Below are 14,348 nucleotides of genomic sequence, written 5' to 3' on the forward strand. Positions count from 1 at the left end.
CGGCACAAGGCCGCTCCTACAGGGACACGCGATCCCCTGTAGGAGCGGCCTTGTGTCGCGAAAGGGCTGCAAAGCAGCCCCAACAACCCCAAAGTACAAGACAGCACCAAGATGACCCACCCCACCCCCTGCTACCACTGCGCCCTGCCCGTCCCCGCCGGCAGCCGCTTCACCGCCGTGGTCCTCGGCGAGCCGCGGCAATTCTGCTGCCCCGGCTGCCAGGCAGTGGCCGAGTCCATCGTCGCCGGTGGCCTGGAGCACTACTACCAGCACCGCAGCGACACCAGCGCCAACCCCGAGGCCCTGCCCCGCCAGCTCCAGGATGAACTGGCGCTGTATGACCGCAGCGACGTGCAGCAATCCTTCGTGCGCCATGCCGGCGAGCTGGCCGAAACCATACTGATGGTCGAGGGCATCAGCTGCGCCGCCTGCGGCTGGCTGATCGAGAAGCACCTGCGCAACCTGCCCGGCGTCGACGACGCCCGCCTCAACCTGTCCAACCACCGCCTGCTGGTCAGCTGGGACGACCAGCAACTGCCGCTGTCCAGGCTGCTGGCCGAGCTGCGCCAGATCGGCTATGCCGCCCACCCCTACCAGCCCGACCAGGCCGCCGAACGGCTGGCCCGGGAGAACCGCGGCGCCCTGCGCCGCCTGGGCGTGGCCGGGCTGCTGTGGTTCCAGGCGATGATGGCGACCATGGCCACCTGGCCGGAATTCAATATCGACCTGTCGCCCGAGCTGCACACTATCCTGCGCTGGGTCGCGCTGTTCCTCACCACCCCCATCGTGTTCTACAGCTGCGCGCCGTTCTTCAAAGGCGCGGCCCGCGACCTGCGCACCCGCCACCTGACCATGGACGTCTCGGTGTCGCTGGCCATCGCCCTGGCCTACTGCGCCGGGATCTGGACCGCGATCACCGGCAGTGGCGAGCTGTACTTCGACACCGTCGGCATGTTCGCCTTGTTCCTGCTCACAGGCCGCTATCTCGAACGCCGCGCCCGCGAGCGCACCGCGGCAGCCACCGCGCAACTGGTCAACCTGTTGCCGGCCTCGTGCCTGCGCCTGGACGCCAACGGCCAGGGCGAGCGCATCCTGCTCGGCGAACTGCAGTGCGGCGACCGGGTGCAGGTGCTGCCCGGCGCGGTGATCCCGGCCGACGGGTTGATCGTCGACGGCCGCTCCAGCGTCGACGAATCGCTGCTAACCGGCGAGTACCTGCCCCTGGCGCGCCGCGTTGGCGACCGGGTGACCGGCGGCACCCTCAACGTCGAGAGCACCCTCACCGTCGAAGTCCAGGCCCTGGGCCAGGACTCGCGCCTCTCGGCCATCGTCCGCCTGCTGGAGCGCGCCCAGTCGGAAAAACCGCGCCTGGCGGAAATCGCCGACCGCGCCTCGCAGTGGTTCCTGCTGTTCACCCTGGTGGCCGCCGCCGTAATCGGCGTGGTCTGGTGGCAACTGGATGCGCCACGGGCGTTCTGGATCGTCCTGGCCATGCTGGTCGCCACCTGCCCCTGCGCCCTGTCACTGGCCACGCCGACCGCCCTCACCGCGGCCACCGGCAGCCTGCACAAGCTCGGCCTGCTGATCACCCGCGGGCATGTGCTGGAGGGGCTGAACCAGATCGACACGGTGATCTTCGACAAGACCGGCACCCTCACCGAGGGCCGCCTGGCCCTGCGCAGCGTGCGACCGCTGGGCCAACTGGATAGCGACCAGTGCCTGGCGCTGGCCGCCGCCCTGGAAAACCGCTCCGAGCATCCCATCGCCCGCGCCTTCGGCCGCGCCGCCCAGGCCGCCGAAAGCGTCAATGCCATGCCAGGGTTGGGTCTGGAAGGCGAGTTGGCCGGCCAGCGCCTGCGCATCGGCCAGGCCGCCTTCGTCTGCGCCCTCAGCGGCGCCGAGGTCCCCGCCGTGCCGGAGCCGCGCGGGCAATGGCTGCTGCTGGGCGATCGGCAAGGGCCGTTGGCCTGGTTCGCGCTGGACGACCGCCTGCGCGACGACGCCCAGGACCTGGTGACCGCCTGTAAAGCCCGTGGCTGGCAAACACTGCTGCTGTCCGGCGACAGTTCACCGATGGTCGCCGAGGTGGCCGCGCAGCTGGGCATCGACCAGGCGATCGGCGGCCTGCGCCCGGACGACAAGCTCGCTCGCCTCAAGGCCCTGCAAGGCGAGGGCCGCAAGGTGCTGATGCTCGGCGACGGCGTCAACGACGTGCCAGTGCTGGCCGCCGCCGACATCAGCATCGCCATGGGCAGCGCCACCGACCTTGCCAAGACCAGCGCCGACGCGGTATTGCTGTCCAACCGCCTGCAAGCGCTGGTACAGGCCTTCGACCTGGCCCGCCGGACCCGCCGCAATATTGTCGAGAACCTGCTCTGGGCGACGCTGTACAATGGCCTCATGCTGCCGTTCGCCGCGCTCGGCTGGATCACCCCGGTGTGGGCGGCAATCGGCATGTCGGTCAGCTCGCTGATCGTGGTGCTCAACGCCCTGCGCCTGACCCGGCTGCCCGCCGATGCGGCGCCGGCCGCGCGCGAGCCGGCGTCGCTCGAAAGGAAACCGCTATGCCCGCCCTCTACGTGATGATTCCCGCCGCCCTGCTGCTGGTCGGCGTTGCCGTGTACATCTTCTTCTGGGCGGTGGACAGCGGCCAGTACGACGACCTCGAAGGCCCGGCCCACAGCATCCTGTTCGATGACCAGGATCCGCGCCATCAGGCCGCCGTGAAGCCCGGGGACGAACAGCCCGACGACCGGGACCCCTCGCCACGTGCCTGAACTGATTCCGCTCCTGGGCTCGGCGCTGGTCCTGGGCCTGCTCGGCGGCGGCCACTGCCTGGGCATGTGCGGCGGCCTGATGGGCGCCCTCACCCTGGCCATCCCACCCGAGCAACGCGGCCGGCGCCTGCGCCTGCTGCTGGCCTACAACCTCGGGCGCATCCTCAGCTATGCCGCCGCCGGCCTGCTGCTGGGCCTGGCCGGCGTGGCGCTGGCCAGCAGCCCGCTGGCCATCGGCTTGCGCGTCATCGCGGCGCTGCTGTTGATCTGCATGGGTCTGTACCTGGCCGGCTGGTGGAGCGGCCTGACCCGTATCGAGGCGCTCGGCCGCGGCCTGTGGCGCCATGTGCAACCCGTGGCCACCCGACTGCTGCCGGTGTCCAGCCTGCCTCGCGCCCTGCTGCTGGGCGCCCTGTGGGGCTGGCTGCCGTGCGGGCTGGTATACAGCACCCTGTTGTGGGCGGCGAGCCAGGGCGATGCGCTGCACAGCGCGGCGCTGATGCTGGCGTTCGGCATCGGCACCTGGCCGGTGCTGCTGGCCACGGGGCTCGCGGCGGAGCGCGTCGGCGCCCTGTTGCGCAAGCGCGGCGTGCGCGTGGCCGGGGGCGTGCTGGTTATCCTGTTTGGTTTGTGGACGTTGCCTGGGCCGCACCAGCACTGGTTGATGGGACACTGATCGCGGGGCAAGCCCGCCCCCACGCCAGCCCCGCAACGGTCGCCAACTCACCTTGATACAAATCAACACGACTTCTTACATCCGCCCCTAGACTCCGGACACTGCAGCTCTATCCGGGGACCACCCACATGCTCGACGACCTACGCTGGGACGCCGACCTGATTCGTCGCTACGATCTGGCCGGGCCACGCTACACCTCCTATCCGACCGCCGTGCAACTGCACGGCGAAGTGGGCTCGTTCGACCTGCTTCACGCCCTGCGCGAAAGCCGCCGCGCCACGCGCCCGCTGTCGCTCTACGTGCACGTGCCGTTCTGCGCCAACATCTGCTACTACTGCGCCTGCAACAAAGTCATCACCAAGGACCGTGGCCGCGCCGCGCCCTACCTGCAGCGCCTGGAGCAGGAGATCCAACTGGTCGCCTGCCACCTCGACCCGAAACAGGTGGTCGAGCAGCTGCACTTCGGCGGCGGCACGCCGACTTTCCTCAGCCATGTGGAACTGCGCCAGCTGATGGCCACCCTGCGCCAGCACTTCCACCTGCTGGACGACGACTCCGGCGACTACGGCATCGAGATCGACCCGCGCGAGGCCGACTGGTCGACCATGGGCCTGCTGCGCGAGCTGGGCTTCAACCGCGTCAGCCTCGGCGTGCAGGACCTCGATCCGGCCGTGCAACGCGCGGTCAACCGCCTGCAGAGCCTGGAGCAGACCCGCACCCTGATCGAGGCGGCGCGCACCCTGCAGTTCCGCTCGATCAACCTCGACCTGATCTACGGCCTGCCCAAGCAGACCCCGGAAGGCTTCGCCCGCACCGTCGAGGAAGTGATCCGTCTGCAGCCCGACCGTCTGTCGGTATTCAACTACGCACACCTGCCCGAGCGCTTCATGCCCCAGCGGCGCATCGACAGCGCCGACCTGCCGGCGCCGGCGGCCAAGCTGGAAATGCTCCACGCCACCATCGACCAACTGACTGCCGCCGGCTACCGCTACATCGGCATGGACCACTTCGCCCTGCCCGACGACGAACTGGCCATCGCCCAGGAGGAAGGCACCCTGCAGCGCAACTTCCAGGGCTACACCACCCACGGCCACTGCGACCTGATCGGCCTGGGCGTGTCGGCAATCAGCCAGATCGGCGACCTGTACTGCCAGAACAGCAGCGACCTCAACACCTACCAGGACACCCTTTCCACCGCCCAGCTGGCGACCCAGCGCGGCCTTTTGTGCAACCAGGACGACCGCCTGCGCCGGGCGGTGATCCAGCAACTGATCTGCCACTTCGAACTGGATTTCGAGGCGATCGAGCAGGCCTTCACCATCGATTTTCGCGGCTATTTCAAAGAGCTGTGGCCGCAGCTGCAGGCCATGCAGCGCGACGGCCTGATCAACCTGGACGCCAAGGGCATCCGCATCCTGCCAGCCGGCCGCCTGCTGGCGCGCTCGGTATGCATGGTGTTCGACGCCTACCTCGCGCAGCAGAATCGCCAGCGTTTCTCCCGGGTGATCTGAGGCGATTGAGGCGTTTCACCACATGGACAGACCGCCTTTCGAGGCACACTATGGACAGTTGAACGGTAGCGGAACACCCCTTCCCTGCCGCCGCTAGCGTGCACCAAAAATGCGCACACTGGCCTACAGCCCATGCCGCAGGTTATCCTTACGGCTTATGTGTGCTTTCCCACAAGGATCGAAAGAAATGTCCGAGCCAGTAAAACTGCGCCCACACAACCAGGCCCACTGCAAGGATTGCAGCCTGGCCCCCCTGTGCCTGCCCCTGTCCCTGAACCTGGAAGACATGGATGCACTGGATGAAATCGTCAAACGCGGTCGCCCGTTGAAGAAAGGCGAGTTCCTGTTCCGCCAGGGTGACAATTTCGGCTCGGTCTATGCGGTTCGCTCTGGCGCCCTGAAAACCTTCAGCCTCAGCGATGCCGGCGAAGAACAGATCACCGGCTTCCACCTGCCCAGCGAGCTGGTCGGCCTGTCGGGTATGGACACCGAGGCCTATCCGGTGTCGGCCCAGGCCCAGGAAACCACCTCGGTGTGCGAGATCCCCTTCGAGCGCCTCGACGAACTGTCGGTGCAACTGCCGCAGCTGCGCCGCCAGCTGATGCGGGTGATGAGCCGCGAGATCCGCGACGACCAGCAGATGATGCTGCTGCTGTCGAAGAAGACCGCCGACGAGCGCATCGCCACCTTCCTGGTCAACCTGTCGGCGCGCTTCCGCGCCCGCGGCTACTCGGCCAACCAGTTCCGCCTGAGCATGTCGCGCAACGAGATTGGCAACTACCTGGGCCTGGCGGTGGAAACCGTGTCGCGGGTGTTCACACGCTTCCAGCAGAACGGCCTGCTCAAGGCCGAGGGCAAGGAAGTGCACATCCTCGACCCGATCCAGCTGTGTGCGCTGGCCGGTGGTGCGCTCGAAGCCTGATCGCCGCGTGAACAGGGTATACTGGCGCCGAGTTTTTCCAGGATACCCACCCATGCACAGCGACACCTTCGACCTCAAAGCCCTGATCCGCCCGGTAGTGGACTTCCCCAAGCCGGGCGTGATCTTCCGCGACATTACCCCGCTGTTCCAGTCGCCGCGCGGACTGCGCTATGTCGCTGACCAGTTCATCGAGCGCTATGTCGAGGCCGAGTTCAGCCATATCGGTGCCATGGACGCGCGGGGTTTCCTGATCGGCTCGATCATCGCCCATCAGTTGAACAAGCCGCTGATCCTGTTCCGCAAGCAGGGCAAGCTGCCGGCCGACGTGTTGAGCGAGGGTTACCAGACCGAATACGGCGAGGCCTTCCTGGAAGTGCACGCCGACAGCCTCTGTGAAGGCGACTCGGTATTGATCTTCGATGACCTGATCGCCACCGGCGGCACCCTGCTGGCCGCAGCCAACCTCGTGCGCCGCACCGGTGCCCAGGTGTTCGAGGCGGCGGCGATCATCGACCTGCCGGAACTGGAAGGTTCACGCCGCCTGCAGGCGGCCGGGGTGCCGACCTTCTGCCTGACCGAGTTTTCCCTGAGCGAATACTGAGTTCGCGTCCAGAACGATCGCGGGGCAAGTCGCATCGGCGCACCGCCGCTCCCACGAGATCGACACGGATCGGCGTGGGAGCGGCGGTGCGCCGATGCGACTTGCCCCGCGATGCTTTACATGGACTTACAGCGAAATCGGCCTGCGCCCCGCGAAAGCATGGGCCAGCGTCCCGCCATCCACCAGCTCCAGCTCCCCACCCAACGGCACGCCATGGGCGATGCGCGTGGCGGCCAGGCCTTTCTCGGCCAGCAACTGGGCGATGTAGTGGGCAGTCGCCTCCCCTTCCACCGTGGGGTTGGTGGCCAGGATCACCTCGCTGAAGGTGCCCTGCTCTTCGATCCGCGCCATCAACTGCGGAATGCCGATCGCCTCCGGCCCCAGGCCATCGAGCGGCGACAGGTGTCCCTTGAGCACGAAGTAGCGGCCGCGATAACCGGTCTGCTCCACCGCGTACACGTCCATCGGCCCTTCCACCACGCACAGCTGGCTGTCGTCGCGGCGCGGATCGGCGCACTGCGGGCACAGCTCCTGCTCGGTCAGGGTCCGGCACTGGCGGCAGTGGCCGACGCCTTCCATGGCCTGGCTCAGGGCCTGGGCCAGGCGCGTGCCACCGCTGCGGTCGCGCTCGAGCAGCTGCAAGGCCATGCGCTGGGCGGTTTTCTGGCCGACGCCGGGCAGGATGCGCAGGGCATCGATCAGTTGGCGGATCAGGGGGCTGAAGCTCATCTCGGCGGGCCGTCCAATTTCAGGAAACACAATGAACAAGGGAGCAACGTCCCACAGGTCGTTGCTCCCCGGTGTGAAGCGATCAGCCGATCAGAACGGCATCTTGAAACCAGGCGGCAGTTGCATGCCGGCGGTCATGCTGCCCATCTTGTCCTGGCTGTTCTGCTCGATCTTGCGCACGGCGTCGTTCAGCGCGGCGGCGATCAGGTCCTCGAGCACTTCCTTGTCGTCCTCGTCGGTCGACATCAGGCTCTGGTCGATGCTGACGCGCTTGACGTCGTGGCGACCGGTCATCACCACGCTGACCAGGCCACCGCCGGACTGGCCGGTGACTTCCGCGTTGGCCAGCTCTTCCTGCATCTTCTGCATCTTTTCCTGCATCTGCTGGGCCTGCTTCATCAGGCCGGCCATGCCACCTTTCATCATGGGGGTATACCTCGATTGGGTCATGTGATGCGGCCCCGCACAGGCGGGCCGCATGGTTATCCGTTATTGGCCCTGGCTGGCCAGGGCATCTACAGGCTCAATAGTATCCTGCCTGACCGTCGCGCCGAACTGCCGGATCATCTGCTGGATGAGCGGATCCTGCTCGATCGATACGACGGCGTCATGCTGGCGCTCGGCGCGCTTGCGCGAGGCCGCCTGGGCCGGCGTTTCCTGCTCGGGGCGAATCAGCTCGATCTTCAGGCGGATCTCGCGGCCCAACTGTTGGTTGAGCGCCTCATTCAGTCGGCGCTGCTGGGTCGAGTTGAACAGCGCGCCCTGCCCCGGGTCCAGGTGCAGCAGCCAGTCATCACCATCAGCGGCGATCAGCGTACAGTTTGCGGCGATGTTGCCTGTCATACCGGAGACAGGCAACTGTGGGAATAATTCCAGCCATTGCAGGGCCAGCCCGGTCGCCGGCATGGCCGCCGGCAGCGGCTCCGGCGCCTGGACGGGCGCCTCTTCCTGCACGTGCTCGGCCAGCTCGTCCAGGTAGCTGAAGCCGGCCGGGTCGCTGTCGGGCGTGTAGTAGTCCTCGTCTCCCGGCGGCTCGTCGTCACGCTCCATGCCCGCCGGGCTGTAGGCCGACGGATCGAACGGCGGCTCGTCGTAGTCCGGCTGCGGGTTGGCGGCTTCGACCGCAGGTGCAGGCTCGGGCGGCTGCTCGGGTGCAACCGGCGCCGGCGCGGCAACGGGCTCCTCCCACGGCAGGTCGATGACCTCCTCGACGGGCTGCGGCTGTGGCTCGGGCTCTGGTTCCGATTGCGGCGCCTCGACAACCTCGGCAACGACCGGCACTTCGACGACTGGCGGCTCGGGCTGCTCGGGTGGCTCAGCCATGGGCACCGGCGCGACCGCTTCAGCGACAGGGCTGGCGACAGCGGGCGGCGCCACGGCCACAGCCGCCGCTGCCACCGGTTGGGCCGGATCAGCTGTGGCCTGGCTGATCCCCAACGGCTTTAGTAGCGGCTTCGGCGCATCGTCGGTGTCGGCTGGGCGGAACGCCAGCATGCGCAGCAGGACCATCTCGAAGCCGCCACGCGGGTCCGGCGCCAGCGGCAGGTCGCGACGGCCGATCAGGCCCATCTGGTAATAGAATTGCACATCCTCGGCCGGCAGGGCCTGGGCCAGCGCCAGCACGCGCTCACGGTCGCCCTGGCCGTTGTCAACCGCCTCGGGCAGGGCCTGGGCGATGGCCACCCGGTGCAACACATTGAGCATTTCCGACAGCACGCCGTTCCAGTCCGGCCCTTGTTCGGCCAGGTCGCGCACCGCCTCCAGCAATGCCCGGGCATCACCTTCAAGCAACGCCTGCAGCACCCCGTACACCTGGCCATGATCGAGCGTGCCGAGCATCGCCCGCACGTCGGCAGCCAGCACCTTGCCCTCGCCAAAGGCGATGGCCTGGTCGGTCAGGCTCATGGCATCGCGCATCGAGCCATCGGCAGCGCGGCCGAGCAGCCACAGGGCATCTTCCTCGAACGGCACGTTCTCGGCGCCCAGCACATGGGTCAGGTGCTCGACCACCCGTTCCGGGCTCATGTTCTTCAGCGAGAACTGCAGGCAGCGCGACAGGATGGTCGCCGGCAGCTTCTGCGGGTCGGTGGTGGCGAGGATGAACTTGACGTAGGGCGGCGGCTCTTCCAGCGTCTTCAACAAGGCGTTGAACGAGTGGGTGGAGAGCATGTGCACTTCGTCGATCAGGTAGACCTTGAAGCGCCCGCGGCTCGGCGCGTACTGCACGTTGTCGAGCAGTTCGCGGGTGTCCTCGACCTTGGTGCGACTGGCGGCGTCGATCTCGATCAGGTCAACGAAACGGCCTTCGTCGATCTCCCTGCACACCGAACAGGTGCCGCACGGCGTGGAGGTGATGCCGGTCTCACAGTTCAGGCACTTGGCGATGATCCGCGCGATGGTGGTCTTGCCCACGCCCCGGGTACCGGTGAACAGGTAGGCGTGGTGCAGGCGCTGGTTGTCCAGGGCGTTGATCAAAGCCTTGAGCACATGGGTCTGGCCGACCATTTCGCGGAACGAGCGCGGACGCCATTTACGTGCAAGAACCTGATAACTCATCAAAAAACCATCGTGACCGGAGCGGGCGGAAAGAGCGCTAATGCTAGCGGAGCGGGGCCGAAATTGCACCCTGCCGATCTCGTCTAAGCTCATAGGCGGGCACACCAGCGGCAGATCAGGGAGGATGAGGCGTGCGGCGAGTCCTGGCCATCCTGTTACTGTGGACCACCCACGGCCTGGCGCAACCGCCGGTGCTGCGCTTTTCCGTCGCCGAGAGCTGGAGCATGCCGTTGATGCGCACCGAGGACCAGCAACCGGTGGAAGGCATCCTGTTCGAGCTGATGCAGGCCATTGCCCGGGAGACCGATGCCCGCCCGCAATACCACGTGATGGCCCGCCTGCGCCTGCAAGAGGCGATGCAAGCCGGCGAAATCGACGTGCGCTGCTATGTCTCCACCCAGTGGCTGACCGACCGGCCGGGCGACTACCTGTGGAGCATCCCCATCATTGAGCAGCGCGACCTGCTGATCGGCCGCCCCGGCCACAGCGGTCCCACCCGCCCGGAAACACTGCCGCCGCAGGCCATCGGCACCGTGCTCGGCTACACCTATCCCACCCTGGAGCCCCTGTTCAGCCAGGGCCGCCTGCAGCGCGAGGACAGCCGCAACCAACTACTGGCCCTGCAGAAGCTCGAGGCCGGACGCTTTCGTCACGCGATCAGCAACCAGCTGTCATTGCAGTGGTACAACCGCTCACTGCCACCGGGGCAGCGCCTGCAAGCCTTGGCCGTGCTGGAAGAGCAAGCGCTGGGCTGCATGGTGCGCAACGATCCCCAACTGCCGACCCAAGGTGTGCTCAGGGCGCTGGTGCGGATCAAAGAGTCCGGGGAGATGCAGCGAATCGTCGAGCGGTATACCGATGGTCGCCAGCCCCGCCAGTTCGCCGATGACCAAGGGCCTCAAATACCTGCTGCCACGACACCCAGCGCCGCCAGGTAGAGGCCGATCCCGAACACGCAATGCGTCACCAGGCTGCACAGACAACTCTTCAAGGGCGATGGCGTATTCGCAGCGAAGTACCCTGCACCCAATGCAGGCTGCACCACCACCAGCGGCACCAGCACCGAGACCACCCCGAACAGCAACGCGGGCCACAGGACCGGCGCCAGCAACCACCCCTCCCCGGCAATAGCCACCAGCAGCGCCGCAAACACCAGCCCCGTGGCGTAGTGGAGCAACCAGCCCCACGCCAGCTCACCCCTGACCGGCGCGGCCTTGCCGATCGCCACATGCCGCCAGCGCCCCGCGAACAGGTGGCCCGCCCAGCGCCCGACCAGCGCGTAGTTCAGCGTGGTGACGCCCAGGCGCCTGAGCAGCAGGGTCCACAGGTCCATGACCAGGGTGGCGCCGATGCCGATAAGCAAAATGGAAAATGCGAGAGAAGAAGCGCTCATGACGAAAGCCCTTGGCGGATTGACGGAAAGGTCGATGCCAAGCAGCATGCAAGTTGAAGTCAACTTCAAGTCAAGGGAGCTAAGATGGACATTGCCGATGTCGCCAGGCGCACCGGAGTGCCGGCGTCGACCTTGCGTTACTACGCGAACAAGGGCTTGCTCACATCGCTCGCCGGCCATGGCCAACGGCGGCAATTCCCGGCGGATACGCCAGAACGCCTGGCCCTGATCGCCCTGGGCCAGGCGGCAGGCTTTTCGCTGGACGAAGTGGCGGCGATGCTGGATGAGCAACGGGTTGACCGAGCGTTGCTGCTGGTCAAGGCCGATGAGATCGAGCAGAGGATCAAGCGCCTGCAGGCGATGAGCAAAGGGCTGCGGCATGCGGCAGTGTGCCCCGAGGAGAACCACCTGCAATGCCCGACCTTTCGGCGACTGATGCAAGTGTCGGCCAGCAAGGGCAAGCGTGGGAGTCGCCCTGTCCCGCGATAAGGCCCGCCAGACCACAGTACGACAGCGGGCTCAGTAGCCGTGCAACTCGCGGAACGGCTGGCCCTTGTGGTAGTTGATCCACTCTTCCACGTCATAGGGCAGGTACAACTGCCGACGCGCCCGCGACAGGGCGATGTACACCGCGCAAATCCGCGCATCGAAGGCGTAGGCGTCCTTGAAGCGCTGGGTGGTCATCAGCTCCGGCGTCAACAGCACCTGATCGAACTCCAGGCCACCGGCCTCCTCGGCCATCAACAGCGTGAGGCTGGCAGGCTGCGCGGCGACCCGCGCGTCCAGGCCGGTCAGGTCGGCAAGCTTGAAACCCGCCTCCAGCCGCGCCTCAACCCACTGGAACGCGGCATCGAAACGCTCGGACTCGCGCACCTGCTGCCAGTCGAGCAGGTGCGCGAAGTACGCATGCGGCCCTTCGGCGTCCTGTCCCGGTGCATAGAACGCCGCCCTGAACAGGCCAATCGCGGTGACCATGAACCGTCGCATGTCAGGCCAGTCGGGGAAGTTCAGCAGGCAGTTGGACTCGGCCATCTCCATGGCCCAGCGCATCGTGTCCCAGCGCGAGGCGGTCAGCACCACGCAGCCCTCGGGCGGGACGAACCCTTCGGGGAAGTGCTCGATGCCGACATCGACATGCCGCGCCGCCTCGAACGCGACCTTGGACTTCTTCGAGTGCACACCGATCAACGGGTTGATCAGCCGTTCCACCTTGGGCCCGGAGCGCACGGCGAAGGCCATGTCCTTCTGGCGCACCTGACGCTCGCGCCTGACCACCTCGCCGGAGGCCTTCTGGTACTCGTCGCCCAGGGTGATCAGCACCTGGCGGCCACGCTCGATAACCTGCAGCAGCGAGGCCGGCACGTCCTGGCTCTCGTCGATGATCACATGGCTGAAACGCGCGGGCACGCTGCAGCCACCCAGGCTGGCGCGCTTGAGCAGCAGCAACGCCTCGAACCCGGTCTGCGCGCCCCAGGCCGGCTGCGCCTCCAGGTAACGCCACAGGCGGCTGGCGTACTCGAGCAGCACCTGGGCATCGAGGCCGGACAGCGCCTGGCGAAAATGCGGCAGGTGGCGGCTGGACAGGCTGTAGTCCCGCGACTCGCAATAGTTGCGCAGCACTTCCAGGCAGATATCCAGGGCGTGCTCGGCGTCGTACTGGCGCAGCCCGACGATCCCCAGCTCTTCGGCCAGCCGGCGCTTGCCGGGACCGCGCTGGGCCGTCCGGGCGGGAACCGGCCGGGTGTCCTTGAGCAGGGCCCGGGCGAACTGGCCAAAGGTCATGCCGACCTTGGCCTGGGCATCCAGCCCCATGCGTCGACGCAGGGTACCGAGCTTGGCCGGCGTGCGCGCCAGGGCCAGCACCCGGCCACGGGGCAGGCATTCCATCAGCGCGCCGAGCAGGTAGCTCTTGCCGATCCCGGCGTAGCCCTGCACATGGATGTCCTCGTCGAGGTTGGCCTGGATGACCTTGAGCAGCTTGTCCTGCTCGACGGTCAGCCAACGCTCGCTGTCGAAGCCAGTGGTCACCCGCTGGCTGAACGGGTTGTCACTGTGGTGCAGGCGGATACGGTAGTCAAAATCCCACTTGCCGTCCGCCAGCAGGTACTCCCGCGCCTGAACCTGTTCGGTATCGAGCAGGCGCAGCTTGGAGCCCTTGATCACCTCGAGACCAAAATAGAGCTTGCGCGCATCGAACAGCCGACGGGCCTCGGACAGCAAGCCCACGCCAGGCGAGTGCGCGCCATCGACCGCCCATGCCAACAGCTTGCCGAGCACCTTTTCCGCCGCCCGCGCATCGACCTGCCCCTGTGCCTGGGCCAGGTTCTGGATCACCAGTACGGCCGCCAGTTCAGGGTCGCCCAGGGTATCGAGCGCAGGCGCGCCCTCGGCCTGCAGCAAGGCCTGGCACACCTCTGCGCTGACCGGCAGGTACACCGGATGGGAAAAATCGAAGTGTTCGGGCTGCATGTCGGTATGGGTCCGGGGATCACTCAAGATTTGTCGGATTCAGCGGCCTGCCCCACCACCAATTCGAAGCGGTAGGCCCCCAACGACCCCGACATGTCGCCGGGATAGCTGACACCCACCCGCGGTGCGTCGAGTACGCCATCGAGCTCATGCAGCGCCAGTTCCAGCAGCTTGCGCAAGTCGCGCACCGACTGCGCCGACACCTGCACCTGCAGCTCGAAGGCCGCCGCGTCAGCCGTTACTGCCACCGGCACGACCGCTGCCTCGAGAATACGCTCGTGTTCTTCTTCCATCTGGTCGAGCACCTGCGACAACTCCAGCACACGCTCAGGGCTGGCGGCCATCTGGTCCTTGATTTCCAGGCGGCGCAGCTGCCACTCGCGGATCTTCTGGCGGGTGAGGTCGTCGACATGTTCCACGGTCGCTATCTCCTGGCCGAATGGGCCAACACGATGGGATGCATGATAAGGCGCTACGCGGGATCGTGCAGGCGGAAAACAGTGCGAGGGTGTAAAGAAACGCGTCTGCTGGACGACGCCTGACAGGTACGCCGGAAAATTCCTGCGCCCAAAATGGAGGCGGCCCCACCAGCCACACCCCGGCACTCGATGTTCCCGCTATGGCTGCTCCCTTCCGGGCCTGACCAGGTTAACGGGTAATCAATGCGGGGGGACCGATGGGGCCACCACGACGGCTCGTCAGTTGACGAGCCGC

14 protein-coding genes and 1 other RNA gene are annotated in these 14,348 nt (G+C 66.8%); 8 read left to right on the plus strand and 7 right to left on the minus strand.

Annotation, left to right across the window (positions count from 1 at the left end):
• Positions 1–111 precede the first annotated feature (111 nt).
• The 6 genes from K5H97_RS19960 (at position 112) to K5H97_RS19985 (ending at position 6,487) form a co-directional block, all read left to right on the plus strand.
• On the plus strand, positions 112–2,583 hold the full coding sequence (locus K5H97_RS19960; protein ID WP_028692871.1) for a heavy metal translocating P-type ATPase: 2,472 nt from the start codon (positions 112–114) through the stop codon (positions 2,581–2,583).
• Complete coding sequence (ccoS, locus tag K5H97_RS19965; protein ID WP_028692870.1) at positions 2,565–2,777, plus strand: cbb3-type cytochrome oxidase assembly protein CcoS; 213 nt, start codon at positions 2,565–2,567, stop codon at positions 2,775–2,777. Before K5H97_RS19960 ends, ccoS begins: the two co-directional genes overlap by 19 nt.
• Positions 2,770–3,453, plus strand: coding sequence for a sulfite exporter TauE/SafE family protein (locus K5H97_RS19970; protein ID WP_028692869.1), 684 nt, complete (start codon positions 2,770–2,772; stop codon positions 3,451–3,453). The genes ccoS and K5H97_RS19970 overlap by 8 nt, the downstream gene beginning before the upstream one ends.
• A gap of 128 nt (positions 3,454–3,581) precedes the next feature.
• Positions 3,582–4,964, plus strand: coding sequence for an oxygen-independent coproporphyrinogen III oxidase (gene hemN, locus K5H97_RS19975; RefSeq protein ID WP_028692868.1), 1,383 nt, complete (start codon positions 3,582–3,584; stop codon positions 4,962–4,964).
• Positions 4,965–5,151: 187 nt separating this feature from the next.
• The gene (fnrA, locus tag K5H97_RS19980) at positions 5,152–5,886 is read left to right on the plus strand and encodes a Crp/Fnr family transcriptional regulator FnrA (RefSeq protein WP_011533044.1); all 735 of its coding nucleotides are present in this window, start codon (positions 5,152–5,154) and stop codon (positions 5,884–5,886) included.
• Between the two features lie 52 nt (positions 5,887–5,938).
• Positions 5,939–6,487: an adenine phosphoribosyltransferase gene (locus K5H97_RS19985; RefSeq protein ID WP_028692867.1), complete on the plus strand. Its 549-nt coding sequence runs from the start codon at positions 5,939–5,941 to the stop codon at positions 6,485–6,487.
• A 126-nt stretch (positions 6,488–6,613) separates the two neighbouring features.
• Here K5H97_RS19985 and recR read toward each other — a convergent pair whose 3' ends face one another.
• The 3 genes from recR to dnaX all read right to left on the minus strand — a co-directional run bounded on the left by recR (position 6,614) and on the right by dnaX (position 9,772).
• Positions 6,614–7,216: a recombination mediator RecR gene (gene recR, locus K5H97_RS19990; RefSeq protein ID WP_028692866.1), complete on the minus strand. Its 603-nt coding sequence runs from the start codon at positions 7,214–7,216 to the stop codon at positions 6,614–6,616.
• Between the two features lie 90 nt (positions 7,217–7,306).
• Entirely contained in the window at positions 7,307–7,642 is a 336-nt protein-coding gene (locus tag K5H97_RS19995; RefSeq protein ID WP_028692865.1) for a YbaB/EbfC family nucleoid-associated protein, read from the minus strand.
• A gap of 63 nt (positions 7,643–7,705) precedes the next feature.
• The gene (gene dnaX / locus K5H97_RS20000; RefSeq protein WP_028692864.1) at positions 7,706–9,772 is read right to left on the minus strand and encodes a DNA polymerase III subunit gamma/tau; all 2,067 of its coding nucleotides are present in this window, start codon (positions 9,770–9,772) and stop codon (positions 7,706–7,708) included.
• A gap of 131 nt (positions 9,773–9,903) precedes the next feature.
• Here dnaX and K5H97_RS20005 point away from each other — a divergent pair, with 131 nt between their 5' ends.
• Positions 9,904–10,710: a substrate-binding periplasmic protein gene (locus K5H97_RS20005; protein WP_028692863.1), complete on the plus strand. Its 807-nt coding sequence runs from the start codon at positions 9,904–9,906 to the stop codon at positions 10,708–10,710.
• Here the strand turns inward: K5H97_RS20005 and K5H97_RS20010 are convergent.
• Positions 10,671–11,165, minus strand: coding sequence for a DUF2938 family protein (locus K5H97_RS20010; protein WP_028692862.1), 495 nt, complete (start codon positions 11,163–11,165; stop codon positions 10,671–10,673). The genes K5H97_RS20005 and K5H97_RS20010 overlap by 40 nt on opposite strands.
• 84 nt (positions 11,166–11,249) lie before the next feature.
• Here K5H97_RS20010 and K5H97_RS20015 point away from each other — a divergent pair, with 84 nt between their 5' ends.
• Positions 11,250–11,654, plus strand: coding sequence for a helix-turn-helix domain-containing protein (locus K5H97_RS20015; RefSeq protein WP_028692861.1), 405 nt, complete (start codon positions 11,250–11,252; stop codon positions 11,652–11,654).
• A 30-nt stretch (positions 11,655–11,684) separates the two neighbouring features.
• Here K5H97_RS20015 and K5H97_RS20020 read toward each other — a convergent pair whose 3' ends face one another.
• The 3 genes from K5H97_RS20020 to ffs form a co-directional block, all read right to left on the minus strand.
• The gene (locus K5H97_RS20020) at positions 11,685–13,634 is read right to left on the minus strand and encodes a hypothetical protein (protein WP_028692860.1); all 1,950 of its coding nucleotides are present in this window, start codon (positions 13,632–13,634) and stop codon (positions 11,685–11,687) included.
• Positions 13,635–13,657: 23 nt separating this feature from the next.
• Complete coding sequence (locus K5H97_RS20025; protein WP_036986831.1) at positions 13,658–14,053, minus strand: hypothetical protein; 396 nt, start codon at positions 14,051–14,053, stop codon at positions 13,658–13,660.
• A gap of 163 nt (positions 14,054–14,216) precedes the next feature.
• Positions 14,217–14,313, minus strand: an RNA gene (ffs, locus tag K5H97_RS20030) — signal recognition particle sRNA small type.
• Positions 14,314–14,348 lie beyond the last annotated feature (35 nt).

The organism is Pseudomonas mosselii (assembly GCF_019823065.1).
GTDB lineage: Bacteria > Pseudomonadota > Gammaproteobacteria > Pseudomonadales > Pseudomonadaceae > Aquipseudomonas > Aquipseudomonas mosselii.

Coding starts and splice junctions, on each gene's coding strand:
- dnaX (WP_028692864.1), bottom strand. CDS start 9,772: ATGAGTTATCAGGTTCTTGCACGTAAATGGCGTCCGCGCTCGTTCCGC.
- recR (WP_028692866.1), bottom strand. CDS start 7,216: ATGAGCTTCAGCCCCCTGATCCGCCAACTGATCGATGCCCTGCGCATC.
- K5H97_RS19995 (WP_028692865.1), bottom strand. CDS start 7,642: ATGATGAAAGGTGGCATGGCCGGCCTGATGAAGCAGGCCCAGCAGATG.
- fnrA (WP_011533044.1), top strand. CDS start 5,152: ATGTCCGAGCCAGTAAAACTGCGCCCACACAACCAGGCCCACTGCAAG.
- hemN (WP_028692868.1), top strand. CDS start 3,582: ATGCTCGACGACCTACGCTGGGACGCCGACCTGATTCGTCGCTACGAT.
- K5H97_RS20020 (WP_028692860.1), bottom strand. CDS start 13,634: ATGCAGCCCGAACACTTCGATTTTTCCCATCCGGTGTACCTGCCGGTC.
- K5H97_RS19985 (WP_028692867.1), top strand. CDS start 5,939: ATGCACAGCGACACCTTCGACCTCAAAGCCCTGATCCGCCCGGTAGTG.
- K5H97_RS20015 (WP_028692861.1), top strand. CDS start 11,250: ATGGACATTGCCGATGTCGCCAGGCGCACCGGAGTGCCGGCGTCGACC.
- K5H97_RS19960 (WP_028692871.1), top strand. CDS start 112: ATGACCCACCCCACCCCCTGCTACCACTGCGCCCTGCCCGTCCCCGCC.
- ccoS (WP_028692870.1), top strand. CDS start 2,565: ATGCCCGCCCTCTACGTGATGATTCCCGCCGCCCTGCTGCTGGTCGGC.
- K5H97_RS20010 (WP_028692862.1), bottom strand. CDS start 11,165: ATGAGCGCTTCTTCTCTCGCATTTTCCATTTTGCTTATCGGCATCGGC.